Origin of the sequence: Agathobacter sp. LCP21S3_B2 (genome assembly GCF_052118705.1) — a bacterium.
GTDB lineage: Bacteria > Bacillota > Clostridia > Lachnospirales > Lachnospiraceae > Roseburia.
Map to the genome: position 1 here is coordinate 26,413 of NZ_JBQKGQ010000018.1, position 18,230 is coordinate 44,642.

Annotated in this window: 20 protein-coding genes and 3 pseudogenes; all 23 read left to right on the forward strand. The window is 39.0% G+C overall.

Annotated elements, in window-relative coordinates; genetic code table 11:
* The first annotated feature begins 352 nt into the window (after window positions 1-352).
* Window positions 353-1,453, forward strand: coding sequence for a Fic family protein (locus ACTQ1L_RS12240; protein WP_441367435.1), 1,101 nt, complete (start codon window positions 353-355; stop codon window positions 1,451-1,453).
* 197 nt (window positions 1,454-1,650) lie between these two features.
* A complete protein-coding gene (locus ACTQ1L_RS12245) occupies window positions 1,651-2,007 on the forward strand; it encodes a DUF4299 family protein (RefSeq protein ID WP_147561729.1) in 357 nt (118 codons plus the stop codon).
* A 61-nt stretch (window positions 2,008-2,068) separates the two neighbouring features.
* Window positions 2,069-2,401 (forward strand): DUF3784 domain-containing protein, encoded by a 333-nt coding sequence (locus ACTQ1L_RS12250; RefSeq protein ID WP_279207781.1) that lies wholly within the window; start codon window positions 2,069-2,071, stop codon window positions 2,399-2,401.
* 48 nt (window positions 2,402-2,449) lie between these two features.
* Window positions 2,450-2,620, forward strand: a complete 171-nt coding sequence (locus tag ACTQ1L_RS12255) for a hypothetical protein (RefSeq protein WP_279207780.1) — start codon at window positions 2,450-2,452, stop codon at window positions 2,618-2,620.
* A gap of 26 nt (window positions 2,621-2,646) precedes the next feature.
* Window positions 2,647-2,904: a hypothetical protein gene (locus ACTQ1L_RS12260; RefSeq protein ID WP_279207779.1), complete on the forward strand. Its 258-nt coding sequence runs from the start codon at window positions 2,647-2,649 to the stop codon at window positions 2,902-2,904.
* Between the two features lie 155 nt (window positions 2,905-3,059).
* A pseudogene (locus ACTQ1L_RS12265) lies at window positions 3,060-3,593 on the forward strand (GNAT family N-acetyltransferase); the annotation flags it as partial.
* A 105-nt stretch (window positions 3,594-3,698) separates the two neighbouring features.
* A pseudogene (locus ACTQ1L_RS12270) lies at window positions 3,699-4,133 on the forward strand (cysteine hydrolase family protein); the annotation flags it as partial.
* A gap of 260 nt (window positions 4,134-4,393) precedes the next feature.
* Window positions 4,394-5,068, forward strand: coding sequence for a DNA/RNA nuclease SfsA (gene sfsA / locus ACTQ1L_RS12275; RefSeq protein WP_441367437.1), 675 nt, complete (start codon window positions 4,394-4,396; stop codon window positions 5,066-5,068).
* A gap of 29 nt (window positions 5,069-5,097) precedes the next feature.
* Window positions 5,098-5,479 (forward strand): annotated as a pseudogene (locus ACTQ1L_RS12280) (nitroreductase family protein).
* 98 nt (window positions 5,480-5,577) lie between these two features.
* Window positions 5,578-6,294, forward strand: a complete 717-nt coding sequence (locus ACTQ1L_RS12285) for an AAA family ATPase (RefSeq protein ID WP_441367438.1) — start codon at window positions 5,578-5,580, stop codon at window positions 6,292-6,294.
* 350 nt (window positions 6,295-6,644) lie between these two features.
* Window positions 6,645-7,079, forward strand: coding sequence for a MarR family winged helix-turn-helix transcriptional regulator (locus ACTQ1L_RS12290; RefSeq protein ID WP_441367440.1), 435 nt, complete (start codon window positions 6,645-6,647; stop codon window positions 7,077-7,079).
* Window positions 7,080-7,290: 211 nt separating this feature from the next.
* Complete coding sequence (gene groES / locus ACTQ1L_RS12295) at window positions 7,291-7,575, forward strand: co-chaperone GroES (protein ID WP_075681758.1); 285 nt, start codon at window positions 7,291-7,293, stop codon at window positions 7,573-7,575.
* Window positions 7,576-7,621: 46 nt separating this feature from the next.
* Window positions 7,622-9,235, forward strand: coding sequence for a chaperonin GroEL (gene groL, locus ACTQ1L_RS12300; protein WP_441367442.1), 1,614 nt, complete (start codon window positions 7,622-7,624; stop codon window positions 9,233-9,235).
* Between the two features lie 73 nt (window positions 9,236-9,308).
* Window positions 9,309-9,815, forward strand: coding sequence for a MarR family winged helix-turn-helix transcriptional regulator (locus tag ACTQ1L_RS12305; RefSeq protein ID WP_441367444.1), 507 nt, complete (start codon window positions 9,309-9,311; stop codon window positions 9,813-9,815).
* Window positions 9,808-11,130, forward strand: a complete 1,323-nt coding sequence (locus ACTQ1L_RS12310) for a citrate/2-methylcitrate synthase (protein ID WP_441367445.1) — start codon at window positions 9,808-9,810, stop codon at window positions 11,128-11,130. Before ACTQ1L_RS12305 ends, ACTQ1L_RS12310 begins: the two co-directional genes overlap by 8 nt.
* A gap of 191 nt (window positions 11,131-11,321) precedes the next feature.
* Window positions 11,322-11,453: a hypothetical protein gene (locus ACTQ1L_RS12315; protein ID WP_441367447.1), complete on the forward strand. Its 132-nt coding sequence runs from the start codon at window positions 11,322-11,324 to the stop codon at window positions 11,451-11,453.
* Window positions 11,454-11,666: 213 nt separating this feature from the next.
* Complete coding sequence (locus tag ACTQ1L_RS12320; protein ID WP_441367449.1) at window positions 11,667-12,392, forward strand: NifB/NifX family molybdenum-iron cluster-binding protein; 726 nt, start codon at window positions 11,667-11,669, stop codon at window positions 12,390-12,392.
* A gap of 87 nt (window positions 12,393-12,479) precedes the next feature.
* Window positions 12,480-13,328: a DegV family protein gene (locus tag ACTQ1L_RS12325; RefSeq protein WP_117920466.1), complete on the forward strand. Its 849-nt coding sequence runs from the start codon at window positions 12,480-12,482 to the stop codon at window positions 13,326-13,328.
* An 11-nt stretch (window positions 13,329-13,339) separates the two neighbouring features.
* The gene (locus tag ACTQ1L_RS12330; protein ID WP_441367451.1) at window positions 13,340-13,489 is read left to right on the forward strand and encodes a hypothetical protein; all 150 of its coding nucleotides are present in this window, start codon (window positions 13,340-13,342) and stop codon (window positions 13,487-13,489) included.
* A gap of 161 nt (window positions 13,490-13,650) precedes the next feature.
* Entirely contained in the window at window positions 13,651-14,085 is a 435-nt protein-coding gene (locus tag ACTQ1L_RS12335; RefSeq protein ID WP_321111946.1) for an Hsp20/alpha crystallin family protein, read from the forward strand.
* A 209-nt stretch (window positions 14,086-14,294) separates the two neighbouring features.
* The gene (locus ACTQ1L_RS12340; RefSeq protein WP_441367452.1) at window positions 14,295-15,620 is read left to right on the forward strand and encodes an MATE family efflux transporter; all 1,326 of its coding nucleotides are present in this window, start codon (window positions 14,295-14,297) and stop codon (window positions 15,618-15,620) included.
* Window positions 15,621-15,879: 259 nt separating this feature from the next.
* Entirely contained in the window at window positions 15,880-17,331 is a 1,452-nt protein-coding gene (locus ACTQ1L_RS12345; protein ID WP_012744096.1) for an aminotransferase class I/II-fold pyridoxal phosphate-dependent enzyme, read from the forward strand.
* Between the two features lie 15 nt (window positions 17,332-17,346).
* Window positions 17,347-18,204: a polyamine aminopropyltransferase gene (gene speE / locus ACTQ1L_RS12350; RefSeq protein WP_441367454.1), complete on the forward strand. Its 858-nt coding sequence runs from the start codon at window positions 17,347-17,349 to the stop codon at window positions 18,202-18,204.
* The last annotated feature ends 26 nt before the right edge of the window (window positions 18,205-18,230 follow it).

Below are 18,230 nucleotides of genomic sequence, written 5' to 3' on the forward strand. Positions count from 1 at the left end.
GCTCGAAGGAGCTCTTTTTCCTTTTTTATAATAGTATCATTATGGTATAATAGAGACATTAGAATCGCAATTTGTAAAGGAGAACTTTATGAAAAGGATAAAGCGCACTCAGTAAAGAAGCAACTGTCAGATTATATGGGGCTTATTTTTGAGATTATGCATCGGTTTTTGGAAAAAGCAGAAATTATCATTATTATATTTTCTCAAAATGGGATTAACGGACGGCTGATTCAGGCACAGTAGCGTGGCGAAGACGATGAAGTAATGAAAAATAGTGAAAAAATAGTGTAATTTTAGTGGAAAAACAATTCGCAAAACGTTATAATATATGGATGAAATGGAGGTGGAACATGTGATTAAAGTTACTCTGACAAATGAAATTTTAAAAAGAATATCGGAAATAGACGAAAAACGTTTTTCACTTAGTTCGATAGAAATGCCACCTGTTACAAAAAACAGGCTAAGAAAAAACTCCAAGAAAAAAAGCTCCTATGCTTCTAATAAGATTGAAGGAAATCCATTGACTGAAAAACAGGCAAATGAAGCTATTGATAGTGATCCGCACAAACATTTTTTAAAGCCGGAACAGGAAGTGCGAAATTACTTTTTGGCCTTAAATGTTTTAGAAGAAAAGCTGAAAAAGAAGGAACGTTTTTCAAAAGAAATGATTTTAGAAGTGCAGGCAATGGTTGAAAAAGGTGCTTCAAAAGAAAAGATAGGCCTAAGAGGCCCTATGCCACCAGGGATGCTATTTGCAGTATATGATTCCGAGACAGGCGCAGCGGAATATATTCCGCCAGAGTACATTGATATTCCGGATTTACTGGAAGAGCTTGTTGAATATGTAAATACTACAGATGACCATCCGCTGATTATCGCTGCTATAGTTCATTATCAATTGGTTACCATTCATCCTTTTGAAGATGGAAATGGCAGAACCGCCAGATTAATGTCAGGATATATCCTTGATTATTATGGATATGGTTTTAATGGAATAGGTTCTTTGGAAGAATATTTTGCCTATGACCCAGATGAGTATTATGCATCACTGCAAATGGGATTACCGGCATTGTATTATTCCGGACGAGAAAATCCTCCTCATCCGGAAATTTGGATCAATTATTTTTTAAGAATGATGGTATTGTATTCTAAAAAAGTATACGAATTATCAAAAGAATCCGAGAACGATGAGTTAGATGGAAGCCTGTCCTACTTAAATGCAAAAGAAAAGGAATTCTTAGCCTTTCTGTTAAAAAAGCGATTATATGAGTTTACACCAATTGAAGTAAGCAAAATGCTTGGTGTAACCAACAAAACGATTATTAATAGATGTGCAAAGCTGGTAAATAATGGTTTGTTAATTCCAATCATTGTCAAGTCACGGATCCGATCCTATCGGTTAAGTGATTTTTCTAAGACAAAAGAGAAAAAGATTTTGAAAAAAATATCATAATAGATGCATGAGATGTACAAAGACAAATGATAAAGAAAATAAGAAACCGGTAGTCCATCAGTATCTTTCCCGTGTAAAGGATTGGCTATGTTTGATTGATGCCCACATCGTGGGTGAACTCTTTTTCCTTTTTCATAATAGTATCATTATGGTATAATAGAGACATCAAAATCGGAAGTTATAAAGGAGGCATTATCATGGGTCTATTTGATAAGTTGAAAGGAAAAAAAGAAACAGTAGATTGGAGCAACGCATATACTGCTACTCCTAAATTCTACGGAAAACCAGACGGTACGCTTTTTGGTGCAATCGCATTAACAGAGGGAACAGAAACGGTTTTACCTAAAACACCGCAGAATGAATATAGAGTAGACGGTAAAGTTGTATCTGAATGGAAATTAGTACTTGTTAGTACAACAAAAGATACGATTATCGGAGATGCAGATTATTTTACAGCGTTAAATGATGTTGAAAAATATGCTCTCGATTCAAAGAAAGATAGCGTTTTAGTTAAGGGACTGTCATTAAGTGAATTGGAAAGTTTAAGGGGATAAACATTTTAATCAATTCAAGTTTATAAAATTAAGAAAATGGAATTTAAGGAGGAGTACGTAAATGAAATTAGCAGATTTAGCAACAGGCTCTGATTGGATAGTGTGGATTGTCTTTGCGATATTTGCTGTGCTTTCTATTATTTTGCTTTCTGGACATGGAAGCTGGTTCATTTCTGGATATAATACAGCTTCAAATGAAGAAAAGGAAAAATATGATGAAAAGAAGTTATGCAGAACAATGGGAATTGGAATGTCTATTATAGCAATTCTTGCATTAACTATGTGCTTGTTTGAAAATATTTTGCCTGCATTTTTTGTATATATTGCATTGGGGATTATTTTGGTTGATGTCGTGGTAATTACCATTTTGGGAAACACACTATGCAGAAAGTAATAACTTCCAGCTTGCAGAATTAAGAAAATAGGAATATACGGAGAATAAATGGAAGATAATAAATCAACGACTGTCAAGAAAACGGTAAAATCAGGAATAACTTTTGGAAGTGCATTAGCTATGGTTATTAGTTATACAACGTGGAAGTCTGTCGGCTGGGCGATTTTTCATGGATTACTTAGTTGGGCGTATGTCATATATTTTCTTTTGCGTTACTAACTTCCAATTTTAGAAGAGGACTTATAATGAATAAATTTGATGTAATTAAAAAATATATTGATGAGTTTGATTATTACGGATTACTTGTTAGTTGTGCACCAAATGATGAATTTGATAGTTATTCACACAAGTTTGCAGATGTTATCTCAGAGAATTGCACAGTTGAGGAGATTGCAAGAATTATTGCTGAAACAATGGATAAAGCTTTTGCAGAAGAAATAAATCCAGAAAAGTTTATGGAAACAGCGAGATTGATTCGTACGGAATTATATGGAGAGGGCTAGTAAAATTTCATCTATGTAACGAACTCGACAGATTAGCATTTGTAGGGATGACAGAATCACAATTTATGAAATGATGTATGAATTAACATCTCTTTCAAACATACGAATTGTTTGCAAGAGAAGGCTTTAATAAAATTACTATGAAGGAGTAAGTTATGACATTAGAAACTGAGAGATTAATACTTCGTCCCTGGAAAGAGGATGATGCAGAGAGTTTATATAAATATGCAAAAAATCCAGAGGTGGGGCCTATAGCAGGATGGCCAGTACATACAAGTGTAGAGAATAGCAGAGAAATCATCAAAAGTGTTTTGGCAGCAGATGAAACATATGCAGTGTGTTTAAGAGAAGATAATGTTGCAATTGGAAGTATCGGATTGATTACGCCAGCGCAGTCGCACACAAAAGCAGCTGATGATGAAATAGAAATTGGATATTGGATAGGTGTTCCATACTGGGGGCAGGGCTTGATTCCCGAAGCGGTTCGAGCTTTACAGAAGCATGCTTTTTTAGATTTGGGTTGTAGTGCTATGTGGTGCGGATATTATGACGGAAATGAAAAATCAAAACGCTGTCAGGAAAAATGTGGATTCAAATATCATCATACGGAAGAAAATAAACCCTGTGCACTTATGGGAGATTTTAGAACGGAGCACTTTACTTATCTTACAAAAGAACAGTGGTCTGATACTCAGGATAAAGTAAATTTTATGGAGGTAAAGAACTGTGAAAAAGCACTATTGGTAATTGACATGCAAAATGTATGTGTTGGAGAAAAACATGCAAGGTTCTTTCAATATAATAATAGTGATTTACTTCATGAGGTTAATAAGGTTATTGATGCTAATGAAAACAACTTGGTTATTTATATAAAAAATGTAATGAAGAAGAATCTGATAAATAAGTTTGCACCATTTCATGCATATGAAGGAACAGAAGATGTTGATTTTGCTAAAGAATTGCATATAGTATCTGATAATATATTCATAAAATATAAAGGTAATGCATTTACTAATTCTGGACTTGATATATTGCTGAAAAAACACAATATTGAATATGTTGAAGTTGTGGGTGTAGATGGTGGGGCTTGTGTTGCACTGACAGCATTAGGTGCTATAAAAAATGGATATAAAGTAATCGTGAATGAAGCTGCAATCGGAACAATGTATAAGAAAAACAAGAATAAGTACTTTAAAAAGTTACATGAAGTAGGTGCAGAATTTGTATAGAACAATTTTTGTTGACAGAATTGAAAAATCCTGATTTGTGTAATAAACATTATGGTCAGCGAATGCTCTTGATTACTTATGAGATTTCAAAAAAGTTATATCCTAACAAGCCGTTGTATCTGGAAATTCGTACATGGAATATCAGAGCGGTAAAGTGCTATCAAAAGCAGGATTTAGGATTGATGGACAAGCTTATGAGTTGACAACAGGAATTGGTATCGGAACATTTTATCGAATGATAAGAGAATAGGAAACAGCACATGAAATATGATAAGATAGTGGAAGCAATTTTCATAGAACGTCCCAATCGTTTTATTGCGCGGGTAAAGATTGACGGAGCGGAAGAGGTAGAATTGGTTCATGTAAAGAATACGGGCCGTTGTCGTGAATTACTGCTGCCAGGGGCGGAAGTGATTTTGGAAGATTGCATAGAAAAGAATCCAAATCGAAAGACACGTTATGATTTGATTGCGGTTAAAAAGAATGGGATGTGGGTTAACATTGATTCCCAGGCGCCGAATAAAGTGGTAAAAGAATGGCTGATCAAACAGAGGTATGATTGTATTAAACCAGAGTATGCCTTTGGAAACAGCCGGATGGATTTCTATATGGAAAAAGGAAAGCAAAAATATCTAATGGAAGTTAAAGGCTGCACCCTTGATATAGACGGAGTTGGATATTTTCCGGATGCCCCGACGGAAAGAGGAGTTAAGCATTTACGGGAACTTGCAGCTGCGTGCGGACAAGGATATAAATGCTTGATTGCATTTGTGATTCAAATGGAGGAAATCAGTGAAGTCAGGCCGAATACGGCAATACATCCCGAATTTGGCATTGCACTGCAAGAGGCAAAGGACGCAGGTGTTGAGGTGCTTTCCCTGAAATGTCATGTTGGGATGGATAGGTTGGAAATCATAGGAGAAAATGAGCCTTGAGGGCAAGGCTCTAAGGGAGAGAGAAATCTATGATACGAGAAATTGAGAATAGAAGAAGTATAAGAAAATATAAGCCAGATGAGATCGAAAGAAAGTTAATTGAAGAGATCATATACAGTGCTTCCCTTGCACCATCTGCTAAAAACAGGCAGCCTTGGAAATGAAAAGCGAATTGTTGAAATATGTGATTCGCTGTCCATAGGTGCAGCGATTGAAAATATGATTCTGACAGCAACAGGGTATGGATTAGGTACTTTGTGGATTGCAAATACTTGTTTTGCCTATAATGAGCTGATGGATTTTATCGGAACAGACAGCCAGTTGACAGGAATTGTTGCGGTTGGCTTTGCCGACGAAGCTCCGGACAAAAGACCGAGGAAACCATTCGAAGAAATCGTTGAGTACAGATAGGTAAATCTGAATTGACCAAACTGAAGGTGAAGAATGATTCTTGTCTAAAGGGCAAGAAGATGGGGATTAGAAAGTGTTTTTTACAAGGAGGTGATTAGGTGAATGATCAATTCATACAAGGAGTAATATTTGATTGGGATAAAATTGATAAGGATAGTTATCTGAAGGGAATCAGGGCTTTTAAGGAAGTTGAAAAACTTGATTTCAATAAACCAATCACCTTTTTTGTTGGAGAAAATGGCAGTGGTAAATCAACTTTGTTGGAAGCACTTGCCGTAGCACATGGTTTTAATCCTGAGGGAGGAACAAAGAATTATGTTTTTTCTACGCATGATACACATTCAGAGTTGTGTGATGCGATAAGAATTGTCAAAGGCTATCGGAAGGAAAAGTGGGGATATTTTCTTAGGGCAGAAAGCTTTTATAATGTTGCAACGCAGGAAGAAGAATATGCAGATATTACACATCCTTCCGCTAAATATCATGAAAAATCACATGGAGAGAGTTTTCTCGCATTAGCACAGAATAATATGAATCCAAATGGCTTGTATCTTTTTGACGAGCCGGAAGCTGCATTATCGCCGCAGAGACAGCTTACATTGTTGATGCAAATATACAGATGTGCAAAAGAGGGAGCACAGTTTATTATAGTTACGCATTCGCCAATTTTGTTAGGAATACCAGATGCAGATATCTATTGTTTTGATAATGGACGCATACATCTGTGCGAATATGAGGATACAGAGAGTTACCAGGTAACAGAAATGTTTATAAATAATAGGCAGATGCTGTTGGATAGATTACTAACAGATTAGATAATAAAGAAATAGATAAAGAGAGAATTGTTCAAAGGGTTCATTCGAACTTTGGAGAAGCAGGACGGCTTAACCTGCGAGTTCGATGCCGGGATTTGGAGCAGTCTTGTACAGGAAGTGATTGTGAAATCCAAGGACGATATAAGATTCATGTTCAAGAACGGATTTGAAGTAAGAGTATAGAAATAGGATTTGATGGAACTCGGGCAGTGAAATACTGGGGTGGTTTATGTGGAAAAAATGTAGGCGATATGATATGATAAACGATAAGATGCCCCATGAAAAAAATTTTGATGGATTAATTTGATATTTTGTAAAAAGAGTAAAAACAAAATAGGAGTGAAATTTTGATGAATATTGAAAAAAATTTGAGAGGTGGAAAGTTTAATCGTCTTCTTGAAAAAGCTATGGTTGATGTAAAAAATAAGACAAACCTAAACAGATTGGAACTGGAAGTTGTTTATTTGCTATCTCATTATGATGATATAACAACATTGACGGATATATGTCGGTACACGCAGATGAATAAAGGTCATATGTCTACTACTTTAGAGAATCTTGTTAAACAAGGATACATTGTATGCAAAAGAGATGATAAAGATCGTAGATATGTTATATATGAGCTGACTGATGCGTCGGAACATCTTTGTCAGGAAATGGAGATTCTCTGGGCAGAGTTAACCGCCAAGGTGGTGGAAGGAATTGATGAAAGTTCTTTGGCGGTATTTAACCGGGTGTCTGAGCAGATTAGTCATAATATAGACAGATTGTTGGAGAATGACTAGGAATTGTTACACCGAGTAATCGGTGTGCAATTTTTTTATTTCTTTTGAAAAAATGGGTTGACATAGGTTTTTTATGTGCTATAATCCTTTTTAAACAAACAGTTTGGAAACAAACTGTTTATATATGCTTCATATGAAGCATATATTTTTTACAAAATAAGTAGCACTCAATACAAGAGAGTGCTAACAATAAAGGAAAGAGGTAATGATTATGCAGTTAAAACCATTAGGAGAGCGTGTTGTTTTAAAACAGCAGGAAGCAGAAGAAAAAACCCAGTCCGGAATTATATTACCGGATAGTGCAAAAGAAAAGCCACAGACAGCTGTTGTCATTGCAGTAGGACCTGGAAGTGAAAAGAATGGAAAGAAAACAGAAATGCAGGTAAAAGAAGGCGACCGTGTGATTTATTCTCAGTATTCCGGTACAGATGTTAAGTTGGAGGATGAGGAATATATCATCGTAAATCAGTCCGATATTATTGCAATTGTGGAGTAGTAAAATAAAAATACAGTTATTTTATATGTAGAAAGAAGGAATTAACATGGCAAAGGAAATTTTGTTTGATATCGATGCAAGAAAAAAGATGGAAGCAGGCGTTGATAAGCTGGCAGATACAGTAAAGGTGACAATCGGACCTAAGGGACGTAACGTTGTATTGGATAAATCTTACGGAACTCCTTTGATTACGAACGATGGTGTTACGATTGCAAAGGAGATTGAACTGGAAGATCCTTATGAGAATATGGGTGCACAACTTGTGAAAGAGGTCGCAACCAAAACGAATGACATTGCAGGAGACGGCACGACAACGGCAACTGTTTTGGCACAGGCTCTAGTAGGCGAGGGTATGAAAAATATAGCAGCAGGTGCAAATCCAATTATTTTGCGAAAAGGAATGAAGAAAGCAGCAGATACAACTATTGAAGCACTGGTTAAAATGAGCAAGCCTGTAACCGGAAAAGATCACATTGCAAAGGTTGCTGCAATATCTGCAGGTAATGATGAAGTCGGAACAATGATTGCCGATGCAATGGAAAAGGTTGGAGAGAATGGCGTCATCACAATAGAAGAATCAAAGACGATGCAGACAGAGATAGAGGTTGTAGAGGGAATGCAGTTTGACAACGGTTATTTATCTGCTTACATGTGTGATGATAAAGAAAAGATGATAGCTAATATGAATCATCCATACATTTTGATTACGGACAAAAAGATATCTAATATAAAGGATATTCTTCCTATATTGGAGCAGGTAATGCAGCAGGGAAGAGAAATGCTGATTATTGCAGATGACGTAGAGGGTGAAGCACTTACAACACTAATCGTAAACAGGTTGAGAGGCACACTCAAGGTCGTAGCTGTAAAGGCACCGGGGTATGGTGATGGTCGTAAGGAGATGTTAAAGGATATTGCAATTCTGACAGGGGGACAGGCAGTACTCGATGACCTTGGCATGCAATTAAAGGATATCACAGTTGATATGCTTGGACAGACTAAATCAGTTAAAGTAACAAAGGAACATACAACCATCGTGGATGGCGAGGGCAAGAAACAGGACATTGAAGAAAGAATCGCAATGATTAAGAGACAGGCTGCAGATGCTTCTGAGTACGACAGGGATAAGCTGGTAGACCGGATGGCTAAGCTCGGCGGTGGTGTTGCAGTTATTAAGATTGGAGCCGCAACTGAAACAGAGATGAAGGAAGCTAAGTATCGTATAGAGGATGCATTAAATGCCACTAGGGCTGCTGTGTCAGAGGGTATCATTAGTGGCGGTGGCTCTGCTTATGTTCACGCACAAAAGGCGGTATATGACATGATATCAAGCATGGAGGGTGATGAGAGAACAGGAGCAGAGATTGTAGCCAAGGCATTAGAGGCTCCGCTTCGTGCCATTGCTGAAAATGCAGGCTTAGAGGGTGCTGTCATCATCAATAAGGTAAAGGAGTCAGATGAGGGCATAGGCTTTGATGCAGTTTCTGAACAGTACGTCAATATGGTCGATGCAGGAATTATTGATCCTGTCAAGGTTACAAGAAGTGCACTTTCCAATGCGATTAGTGTGTCATCAACCTTATTAACAACGGAAGCTGCTGTGGCAAATATTAAGGAAACAGCACCTGCAATGCCGGCACAACCGGAAATGGGCTATTAAAATAATCCATTCTCTTTTACGAAGGGAAGTGACAGTCTGTTGCTTCCCTTATTTTAAATAAAGGAGGAGTAATATGGCAGAAACTTTAGGAAATACAGATATTATAAAGCTGTCCAACGAATTGATATACCAAAGGCACTTGTTTAACCGGGAGCATAGAAAAGATGTCTTTATGAAAATGAGTATCCCGGAATACATTGCATTACAATATATTGCAATGGAGGAGACATCCGACATTTATGCAGGACGAGTCTATCTGAAGGATTTAGCGGACAAGCTTCAGATGACGATGCGACAGATTTCTAAAATGGTAGAAAAGCTACGAGACGTAGGATATGTATTATGGTCTCATGACGGTAACGGCAGTGAGGGCACCTATGTTACAATTACTGAAAGCGGACGAAGCCTGTTAAGGGCGCAGGAAGAAACACTTAAGAAGTATTACGGGAAGGTGTTCGAAAAGTTTGGAAAGGATAATTTGATTCAGTTACTACAGCTTATGAAGCAGTTGGAAACTATTATGAGCAGTGAGGTGGAGAATCTGGAGGTGAATAGAGATGACAACGGAGCAGATGAATGATTATTTTGAAGAATTGGAAGCAGTTTGTCTGAAAAATGATAACATTGCTCCGCGGTTATTTGAAGAATATGGCGTAAACAAAGGGCTTAGAGATGAAAATGGGAAAGGTGTCCTTACAGGACTTACCAACATATCAAAAATAGTGTCTTCAAAAATTGTTGATAATCAGAAGATTCCCTGCGATGGGGAATTGTGGTACCGGGGCTATCGAGTGGAAGATTTGATTCATTGTTTAGGACAAAATGAGTTTGGATTTGAAAAAATAGCATATCTTCTTTTGATGGGAAAACTGCCTGATGAAAGAGAGAAGGAAGACTTCGATAGAATTATTGGAGAGTGTAGGACATTGCCAACCAATTTTACAAGGGATGTCATTATGAAAGCACCTTCGGAGGATGTCATGAATTCCATGACCCGGAGTATTCTTACCCTGGCATCTTATGATAAAAAGGTAAAAGAACCAAGTGTCAGCAATTCGCTGCGTCAGTGCATCCAGCTCATCAGTGAGTTCCCATTGTTGGCAGTATATGGATATAATGCTTACAATCATTATGAAAAAAATGAGAGTATGTATATTCATCATCCCGATAAACAGCTTTCCACCGCGGAAAATCTATTGATGCTTCTGCGACCAGACAGGAAATATACCCTTACAGAGGCAAAGGTTTTAGATACGGCACTCATTTTGCATATGGAACATGGAGGAGGTAATAATTCTACATTTACCACAAGAGTCGTTACGTCATCCGGGTCTGACACTTATTCTACGATGGCAGCAGCAATGTGTTCGCTAAAAGGACCAAAACACGGAGGCGCCAACATTAAGGTAATGGAAATGATGGATGATATTAGGGCGCATATAAAGGATTATTCAGATAAGGATGAGATAGAAGCATACTTAAGAAGGATTGTTGATAAAGATGCATTTGACCAAAAGGGCTTAATCTATGGAATGGGACATGCAGTATATTCTATTTCTGATCCGAGGGAGCGAGTATTTAAAGATTATGTAAAACAACTGGCAGAGGAAAAGAAAAGGCAAAAAGATCTTGAATTGTATGAAAACATAGAGATGCTTGCTCCAAAGATCATAGCAGATAAAAGACATATCTATAAAGGTGTCAGTCCCAATGTAGATTTTTACAGTGGATTTGTCTACGATATGCTGGGTATACCGGTAGAACTTTATACAGCCATGTTTGCAGTAGCTAGAATCGTAGGTTGGAGTGCACACAGAATAGAAGAGATGATTTGCACGGATAAAATCATCAGACCAGCATATATGAGTATTATGGAAGAAAAAAGACTCAGTTAGAGAGCTTTCTAACCAAGATTTCAGATGGTGTAATAATAAAATAATGCGTCAGCATATACATAAAATTAAAGAGCAGCAGACCATGTTCAAAGTGGTTTAAGAATGTAGAAACTAAAAACGGTAAGGACTGCAGGCTATGGCTTGCAGCCTTGCTCTCATAATGGAGGTAATGCGTATGCAGAAGAAAATGATTGAAGAAGGTAAGAAGAGAACTTAAAGAGGGATATCCATATGCTTATGTATGGAATCGTGAAGAAGAGTTCGGTGAGATTGGCTCTATTCAAATTAAAATGGAGCAGGGTGGCCTTGTAAGGGTTGCATAATGGAATAATCGATTTGACGGCACTCAGGCAGAAATGCTTGGGTGCTTTTTTACTGGTAAAATTACGGGTTGAGTGATATAATATAATTTAGTAGTTTTGTAACCATTTTGAGAGGTAAAACATTGTAAACAAGGAACAATCCCGTATTCATATAGTGTGGCTTTTATTGGCATCCGGGATAGATCTGGATGCTTTTTTGATTGGAGGGATTTGATGGGATGTGTATGTCCGAAATGTAAATCGAATAATATAATTCCCATAATGTATGGGTATCCAACGCACGATGCTTTTAAAGAGGCTGAAAAAGGAAATATCAAGCTTGGTGGCTGTGAAGTTTTTATCGGTGGCGGTCAACCAGATCGATTCTGCAAGGATTGTGAAACAGAATGGTGTGTAGAGAATTTCCTTGTAGAAGATATAGTAAAGATTAGATTTCGCTATTGGTCTAATTGGGGATATTATGATCCTGAATCAATGGAGGAAGACCAATGGGCATTTGAAGTATTCCCGGATGGAACAGTTAAGTATTTTGCTTATCCTAGAGCAAGCAGGAGAGTTCTTGATAAAGAAGTAGTTCATATTGAAATCGAAAAGGTTATGGATTTTTATCAGAATGTAATATGGCTCTATCGTCCGTGGACAGAAATAGAAGAATGCAGAGTTTGTGATGGTTGCAGTTATGAATTGACCATTACATATAAAGATAACAGAAAGAAGAAATTGACAGGTGATTTGGGTGGAGGTGCTCAGACTGCGTTAGCGGCAGCGGGCATTAAGCTTTTTGGTGGAGTTTCAGGAGATGCGGATAAAGCAGTAGAAGCTTTTATCAATGATGCGCTTGATTATAATCCGGATGTGAAGTGTTCTAACCATGAGAACAACAATGGGGAAGGACATACATGTGGTGAGCATGGATGCGGAAGCCATAGCTGTCATTAAGAAAAATATATAAATACACCAGTGAAATAATACAGATTGGTGCAGTTCTCTTAGATGAAGGATTCAACAGAAAACGAGGTATTAAAGATGATAAAAATTATATCAGACAGTACATGTGATCTGTCACAGGAAGTTTTAGAAAGATACGATATAGATATTATTCCGCTTCATATTGTAAAAGGAGATGAAGAACTGGAGGATGGACCGCAGATAGACATTCACGCATTGTATGAGTGGGCTGATAAAAATAAGACTACACCAAAGACTTCAGCTCCATCTATAGAAACAGCAATGAATGTAATGCGGCCATATATTGATGAAGGCAGGGAAATCATATGCTTTTCCATATCAAGTGAGATGTCGACATCAATCAACGTGATCAGAATGGCGGCAGAAGAACTTGATGCAGAAGATAAAGTTACGGTGATAGATTCAAGAAATCTGTCCACAGGAATAGGCCTGCTTGTTGTTGAGGCGGCAGTTATGGCAGCAGATGGGAAATCCCGTGAGGAGATAAAAACCGGAATTGATGAACTGATTCCGAAGGTAAGAGCGAGCTTTGTTGTAGATACACTTGTGTACCTTTACAGAGGTGGCAGATGCAATGCTGTTTCTGCGCTTATAGGAGGAGCATTGGCACTTCATCCCATGATCGTTGTAAAGGATGGAAAAATGGATGCAAGCAGGAAATATAGAGGTAAGATCGGTAAAGTCATAAAGAATTATGCAAAAGATCTGGAAGAGGACTTGAAAAACGCAATACCGGATCGGGTATTTATTACACATTCGGAATGTGATGCTAAGACAGTTGAAGAGGTAAGAGATTACATAGCCTCTCTTGGCATTTTTAAGGAAATAATAGAGACAAGAGCAGGTGGTGTGATTTCATCACATTGTGGGCCTGGCACACTCGGAGTGTTATTTATTGCAAAATAATGGAGTTTCATATGGTAAGTACTTTGAAGCTGCTCGGAAGCCGCTTTTTCCTTATCCGCATCGTACCGACCGTTCGTGATAACAACATAGATTTTGGCGTCAACGCATCAGAACCTTATTATTCCATGTACCGGATAAAGAAAAATATAAACATTTTATAAATTATTAGCACTCACTATTGACGAGTGCTAATAATAGGTGTATAACATAGTCAAGAACAAAGGAAAGGAACAAAAAGCAAAGGCTTTGAGTTCTTGAAACATCCCGGTTCCAAAGAAACAGGTTGACACAGATTTTATAGATTAAGAAGGAGAGATGACTTATGTTGATGCCTAGTATTTTGGGAGAAAACTTATTTAACGATGATTGGATGGATTTTTCATTTCCTGATGTTGACAAGGTGCTTTATGGTAAACACGCAAAGAACGTTATGAAGACTGATGTCAAGGAAACAGACAATAGCTACGAAGTAGATATAGATCTTCCGGGATTCAAGAAGGATGAGATTGAGGCTAAGCTGGAGAATGGTTACTTAACTATCAGCGCAGCTAAAGGACTTGACAAGGAAGAAAAGGATGGCAAGTATATCCGCAAGGAGCGCTATTCCGGTGCTATGAGCAGGTCTTTCTATGTAGGTGATGAGCTGAAACAGGAAGATATCAAGGCAAAGTATGAGGATGGTATTCTTAAACTTTCAGTTCCGAAGAAGGAGCAAAAGAAAGTTGAGACCACAAAGCATATTGCTATTGAAGGATAAAGTCACCGGATGGTAATAATAATTGTAATTTACCAATAAATCCGCTATACTATAGCTAAGTATAGCGGATTTATTATATTTATAAAGACGATGCAAAGTTATTTCAGCTATGGTTGGGGTGATTAAGCCTGATGCCGATATCTATCAGTGAATGTTTGATATGTTCTGAGTATAACGTTGCCGTAACAATTAATTGGAGAAATAAGATAATGTCAAAAGATGAATATTTAATTACAGATGCCCCGTTAAAGGCGCTGACTGTTTTTGCAATGCCTATGATTTTGGGCAGCTTTTTTCAACAAGTATATAATATGGCTGATTCAATCATTGTTGGCCAGTTTGTAGGCTCCTCTGCACTTGCGGCAGTTGGAGCCTGTGCTGCGCTTACGAATGTGTTCATTTGTATAGCACTGGGAGCCGGTGTAGGAGCCGGTGTACTTGTGAGCCGCTATTTCGGCGCCAGGGATTACGGCAAAATGAAAACAATAGTATCAACATCACTGATTAGTTTTCTGGTTTTAAGCGTACTTCTGGGTGTCTTTGGCTTTTTCTTTTCACATTCAATGATGAGCTTGCTACAGACACCTGCAGATATACTGGATGAGGCAGTGCTGTATCTTAGGGTTTATTTTGTGGGATTTCCCTTTTTGTTTATGTACAACATACTTTCAACGATGTTTACATCGATTGGCGAGTCAAGGATTCCGTTGGGGCTTTTGATATTTTCCTCTGTGTTAAATATATTTATGGATCTTTGGATGGTGGCAGGCCTGGACTTGGGAGTGTTCGGTGCAGCACTTGCAACTCTAATTGCTCAGGGAATATCTGCAGTGTTTTCACTTTTGATTTTCTTTAGCAGGATGCGCCGGTATAAAAGTCGCTTTGAATGGTTTGACAGGAATGAGCTTCATTCCATGCTTCGGATTGCTGTGCCTTCGGTTCTCCAGCAGTCTACGGTGTCAATTGGCATGATGATAGTACAGGCAGTTGTGAATCCATTCGGTACACAGGCGCTTGCAGGATATTCGGCAACGATGAGGGTAGAGAATGTATTTTCACTGATATTTGTATCCATTGGAAATGCAGTTTCTCCGTTTGTTTCCCAGAATCTCGGAGCAAAGAAGACAGAACGTATCAAAAAAGGCTATCACGCTGCGCTGGTGTTAGACCTGTGTTTTGCAGTGCTTGCTTTTATAGTAATTGAAACACTGCATACTCAGATTTCCTCATTATTCCTGGGTAAAGACGGAACGGCCCTGGCATATCAGGTATCCGGAGATTATATGAGATGGCTTGGCTTCTTTTTCATTTTCATGGGTATCAAGATGGCCACCGATGGTGTGCTTCGTGGACTTGGCATCATGCGTCCGTTTCTCACTGCAAATATGGTAAACCTGGCAATCCGCCTCTCGGTTGCCTTAATCTGCGCGCCGCGTTTCGGTATTGCATTTGTCTGGCTTGCTGTACCGGCCGGCTGGTTTGCCAATTTTCTGATTTCCTATGTGGCTCTCAGAAAATCCTGGCCGGCAGAGTAGAAGGTACTGCTTAGATTACAGTGTGATAAGTAACGAAGAATTTGCTAAATAAGGAATATTCCTTTTGCTTGAAGGTAATTGATGAAGTTGAGGCGATTATTAAGAAGAAGGAGCCTGCAATGGCGTAACTATTATTAGCAAAAATAAAACGTAAATTCTTGCATAACTCCATAGTATATGTTACGATTTTACTGTTGTTAAGACGAATCTAAAGGATGATGCTTGCACGCACCATCCTTTTTAAATACAGGAGTAGTAAATGGATATCAAAAGACAGGAAAGAGCGCCGATTTATGAGGCTCTTGAGGAGTTTAAGAAGAAGAGAGTGGTGCCGTTTGACGTGCCGGGACACAAGAGAGGCAGGGGAAATCCTGAGCTGGTGCATCTGCTCGGAGAAAAGTGTGTAGGGCTTGATGTCAATTCAATGAAGCCGCTTGACAATTTGTGCCATCCGGTTTCGGTAATCAGAGAAGCGGAGGAGCTTGCGGCGGATGCCTTTGGAGCGGCAAATGCTTTTCTTATGGTAGGAGGCACCACCTCTGCGGTGCAGGCCATGATTTTGTCCACCTGCAAGGCAGGAGACAAGATTATACTTCCGAGAAATGTTCATAAAAGTGCTCTTAATGCACTCGTGCTCTGCGGAGCGATACCGGTTTATGTCAATCCGCAGACGAATGCAAAGCTTGGTATTTCGCTTGGAATGGAGATTGACCAGGTGGCGAGGGCTATCGAGGAAAATCCGGATGCAAAGGCTGTGCTTGTAAACAATCCGACGTATTACGGAATCTGTTCTGACCTTAAGTCGATAGTTGCGCTGGCTCATTCGAAGGGAATCAAGGTGCTCACGGATGAGGCACATGGTACACATCTTTATTTTGGAAAGGGGCTTCCGATATCAGGAATGGCAGCCGGGGCAGACATGTCTGCGGTATCGATGCATAAATCGGGAGGAAGCCTGACACAGAGCTCGATTCTGCTCACCGGAAGGGATGTGAATGCTGATTATGTGAGGCAGATTATCAACCTCACCCAGACCACGAGCGCATCGTATCTGCTATTGTCAAGCCTTGATATATCAAGAAGAAATTTAGCACTCAGAGGCGAGGAATCCTTTGCCAAGGTGGCGCAGATGTCGGAGTATGCAAGGCAGGAGATTAATTCCATAGGCGGCTATTATGCGTATGGGCGTGACCTTGTAAATGGCACGAGCATATATGATTATGATGTGACAAAGCTGTCCATCTATACGCTCGATATAGGGCTTGCCGGAATAGAGGTATATGATCTGCTGCGTGATGAGTATGATATCCAGATAGAGTTTGGAGATATCTGTAATATACTTGCGTATATATCAATTGGTGACAGAATACAGGATATAGAGAGGCTTGTAGGTGCGTTGGAGGATATCAAGCGCCTTTACAGCAAGGACAAGACCGGACTTTTGTCGGGAGAGTACATAAATCCAAAGGTGGCGGTATCGCCGCAGGAGGCGTTTTATTCGCAGAAGAAATCAGTGCGCATTATGGACGCGGTAGGCGCTGTAAGTGGTGAGTTTGTCATGTGTTATCCACCGGGAATCCCGATTCTTGCACCGGGAGAGCTTATCACAAAAGAGATTGCGCAATACATTGTCTACGCAAAGGAAAAGGGCTGTTCAATGCAGGGAACAGAGGACCCTGCGGTAGAATATCTTAAGGTATTGGAGCAGTAAACAGGAGGAAAAGCTATGCAAATGTGGTTTTCACAATATCATACTGTCAATGTCAAGCTGGATGTAAGGATACAGGAGCAGCTTTTTTCAGGTCAGAGTGATTATCAGAAAATAGATGTGTTTAAATCATATGAGTTTGGCAAAATGGTCGCGCTGGATGGCGAGATTGTTTTTTCGGACACAGATGAGTTTATATATGATGAGATGGTCACACATGTGCCGATGGCGGTCCATCCGAATGCAAAAAGGATACTTATAATAGGTGGTGGCGACGGCGGCGTGGCAAAGGAGCTCATCAAATATCCGTCTGTCGAGCATATTGATGTGGTTGAGACAGACAAGATGTTTGTCGATGTATGCAGGCGGTTTTTCCCCGAGGTAGCATGTGGACTTGAGGATGAAAGAATTTCCATGTTTTATGATGATGGTCTGCGATTCTTACGCAGAAAGCATGATGAATATGATCTGATAATCAACGATTCCACAGACCCGCTCGGACATACGGAGGGACTTTTCACAAAAGAGTTTTACGGAAGCTGTTATAAGGCACTAAAGGATGATGGAATCATGGTTTACCAGCACGGCAGTCCTTTTTATGATGAGGATGAGCTTGAGTGCCGGAAAATGCACAGAAAGGTGTATAAATCATTTCCTATAAGCAGGGTATATCAGGCACATATTCCAACCTGTCCGTCAGGCTACTGGCTGTTTGGGTTTGCATCGAAGAAATATCATCCGCTTTATGATCTGGATGCAAAAAGATGGGATGCACTGGGGCTTAAAACCTGGTATTATACAACACATTTACACAGGGGAGCCTTCATGCTTCCGAAATATGTGGAGGATTTACTCGAGGAAGAGGAAACAAGGTAAAACAAATTAGAAAAACTATATCATAA

Coding starts and splice junctions, on each gene's coding strand:
- ACTQ1L_RS12320 (WP_441367449.1), top strand. CDS start 11,667: ATGGGATGTGTATGTCCGAAATGTAAATCGAATAATATAATTCCCATA.
- ACTQ1L_RS12345 (WP_012744096.1), top strand. CDS start 15,880: ATGGATATCAAAAGACAGGAAAGAGCGCCGATTTATGAGGCTCTTGAG.
- groL (WP_441367442.1), top strand. CDS start 7,622: ATGGCAAAGGAAATTTTGTTTGATATCGATGCAAGAAAAAAGATGGAA.
- ACTQ1L_RS12255 (WP_279207780.1), top strand. CDS start 2,450: ATGGAAGATAATAAATCAACGACTGTCAAGAAAACGGTAAAATCAGGA.
- ACTQ1L_RS12335 (WP_321111946.1), top strand. CDS start 13,651: ATGTTGATGCCTAGTATTTTGGGAGAAAACTTATTTAACGATGATTGG.
- ACTQ1L_RS12330 (WP_441367451.1), top strand. CDS start 13,340: ATGGTAAGTACTTTGAAGCTGCTCGGAAGCCGCTTTTTCCTTATCCGC.
- groES (WP_075681758.1), top strand. CDS start 7,291: ATGCAGTTAAAACCATTAGGAGAGCGTGTTGTTTTAAAACAGCAGGAA.
- ACTQ1L_RS12260 (WP_279207779.1), top strand. CDS start 2,647: ATGAATAAATTTGATGTAATTAAAAAATATATTGATGAGTTTGATTAT.
- ACTQ1L_RS12325 (WP_117920466.1), top strand. CDS start 12,480: ATGATAAAAATTATATCAGACAGTACATGTGATCTGTCACAGGAAGTT.
- ACTQ1L_RS12305 (WP_441367444.1), top strand. CDS start 9,309: ATGGCAGAAACTTTAGGAAATACAGATATTATAAAGCTGTCCAACGAA.
- ACTQ1L_RS12290 (WP_441367440.1), top strand. CDS start 6,645: ATGAATATTGAAAAAAATTTGAGAGGTGGAAAGTTTAATCGTCTTCTT.
- ACTQ1L_RS12310 (WP_441367445.1), top strand. CDS start 9,808: ATGAATGATTATTTTGAAGAATTGGAAGCAGTTTGTCTGAAAAATGAT.
- ACTQ1L_RS12250 (WP_279207781.1), top strand. CDS start 2,069: ATGAAATTAGCAGATTTAGCAACAGGCTCTGATTGGATAGTGTGGATT.
- ACTQ1L_RS12340 (WP_441367452.1), top strand. CDS start 14,295: ATGTCAAAAGATGAATATTTAATTACAGATGCCCCGTTAAAGGCGCTG.
- sfsA (WP_441367437.1), top strand. CDS start 4,394: ATGAAATATGATAAGATAGTGGAAGCAATTTTCATAGAACGTCCCAAT.
- ACTQ1L_RS12245 (WP_147561729.1), top strand. CDS start 1,651: ATGGGTCTATTTGATAAGTTGAAAGGAAAAAAAGAAACAGTAGATTGG.
- speE (WP_441367454.1), top strand. CDS start 17,347: ATGCAAATGTGGTTTTCACAATATCATACTGTCAATGTCAAGCTGGAT.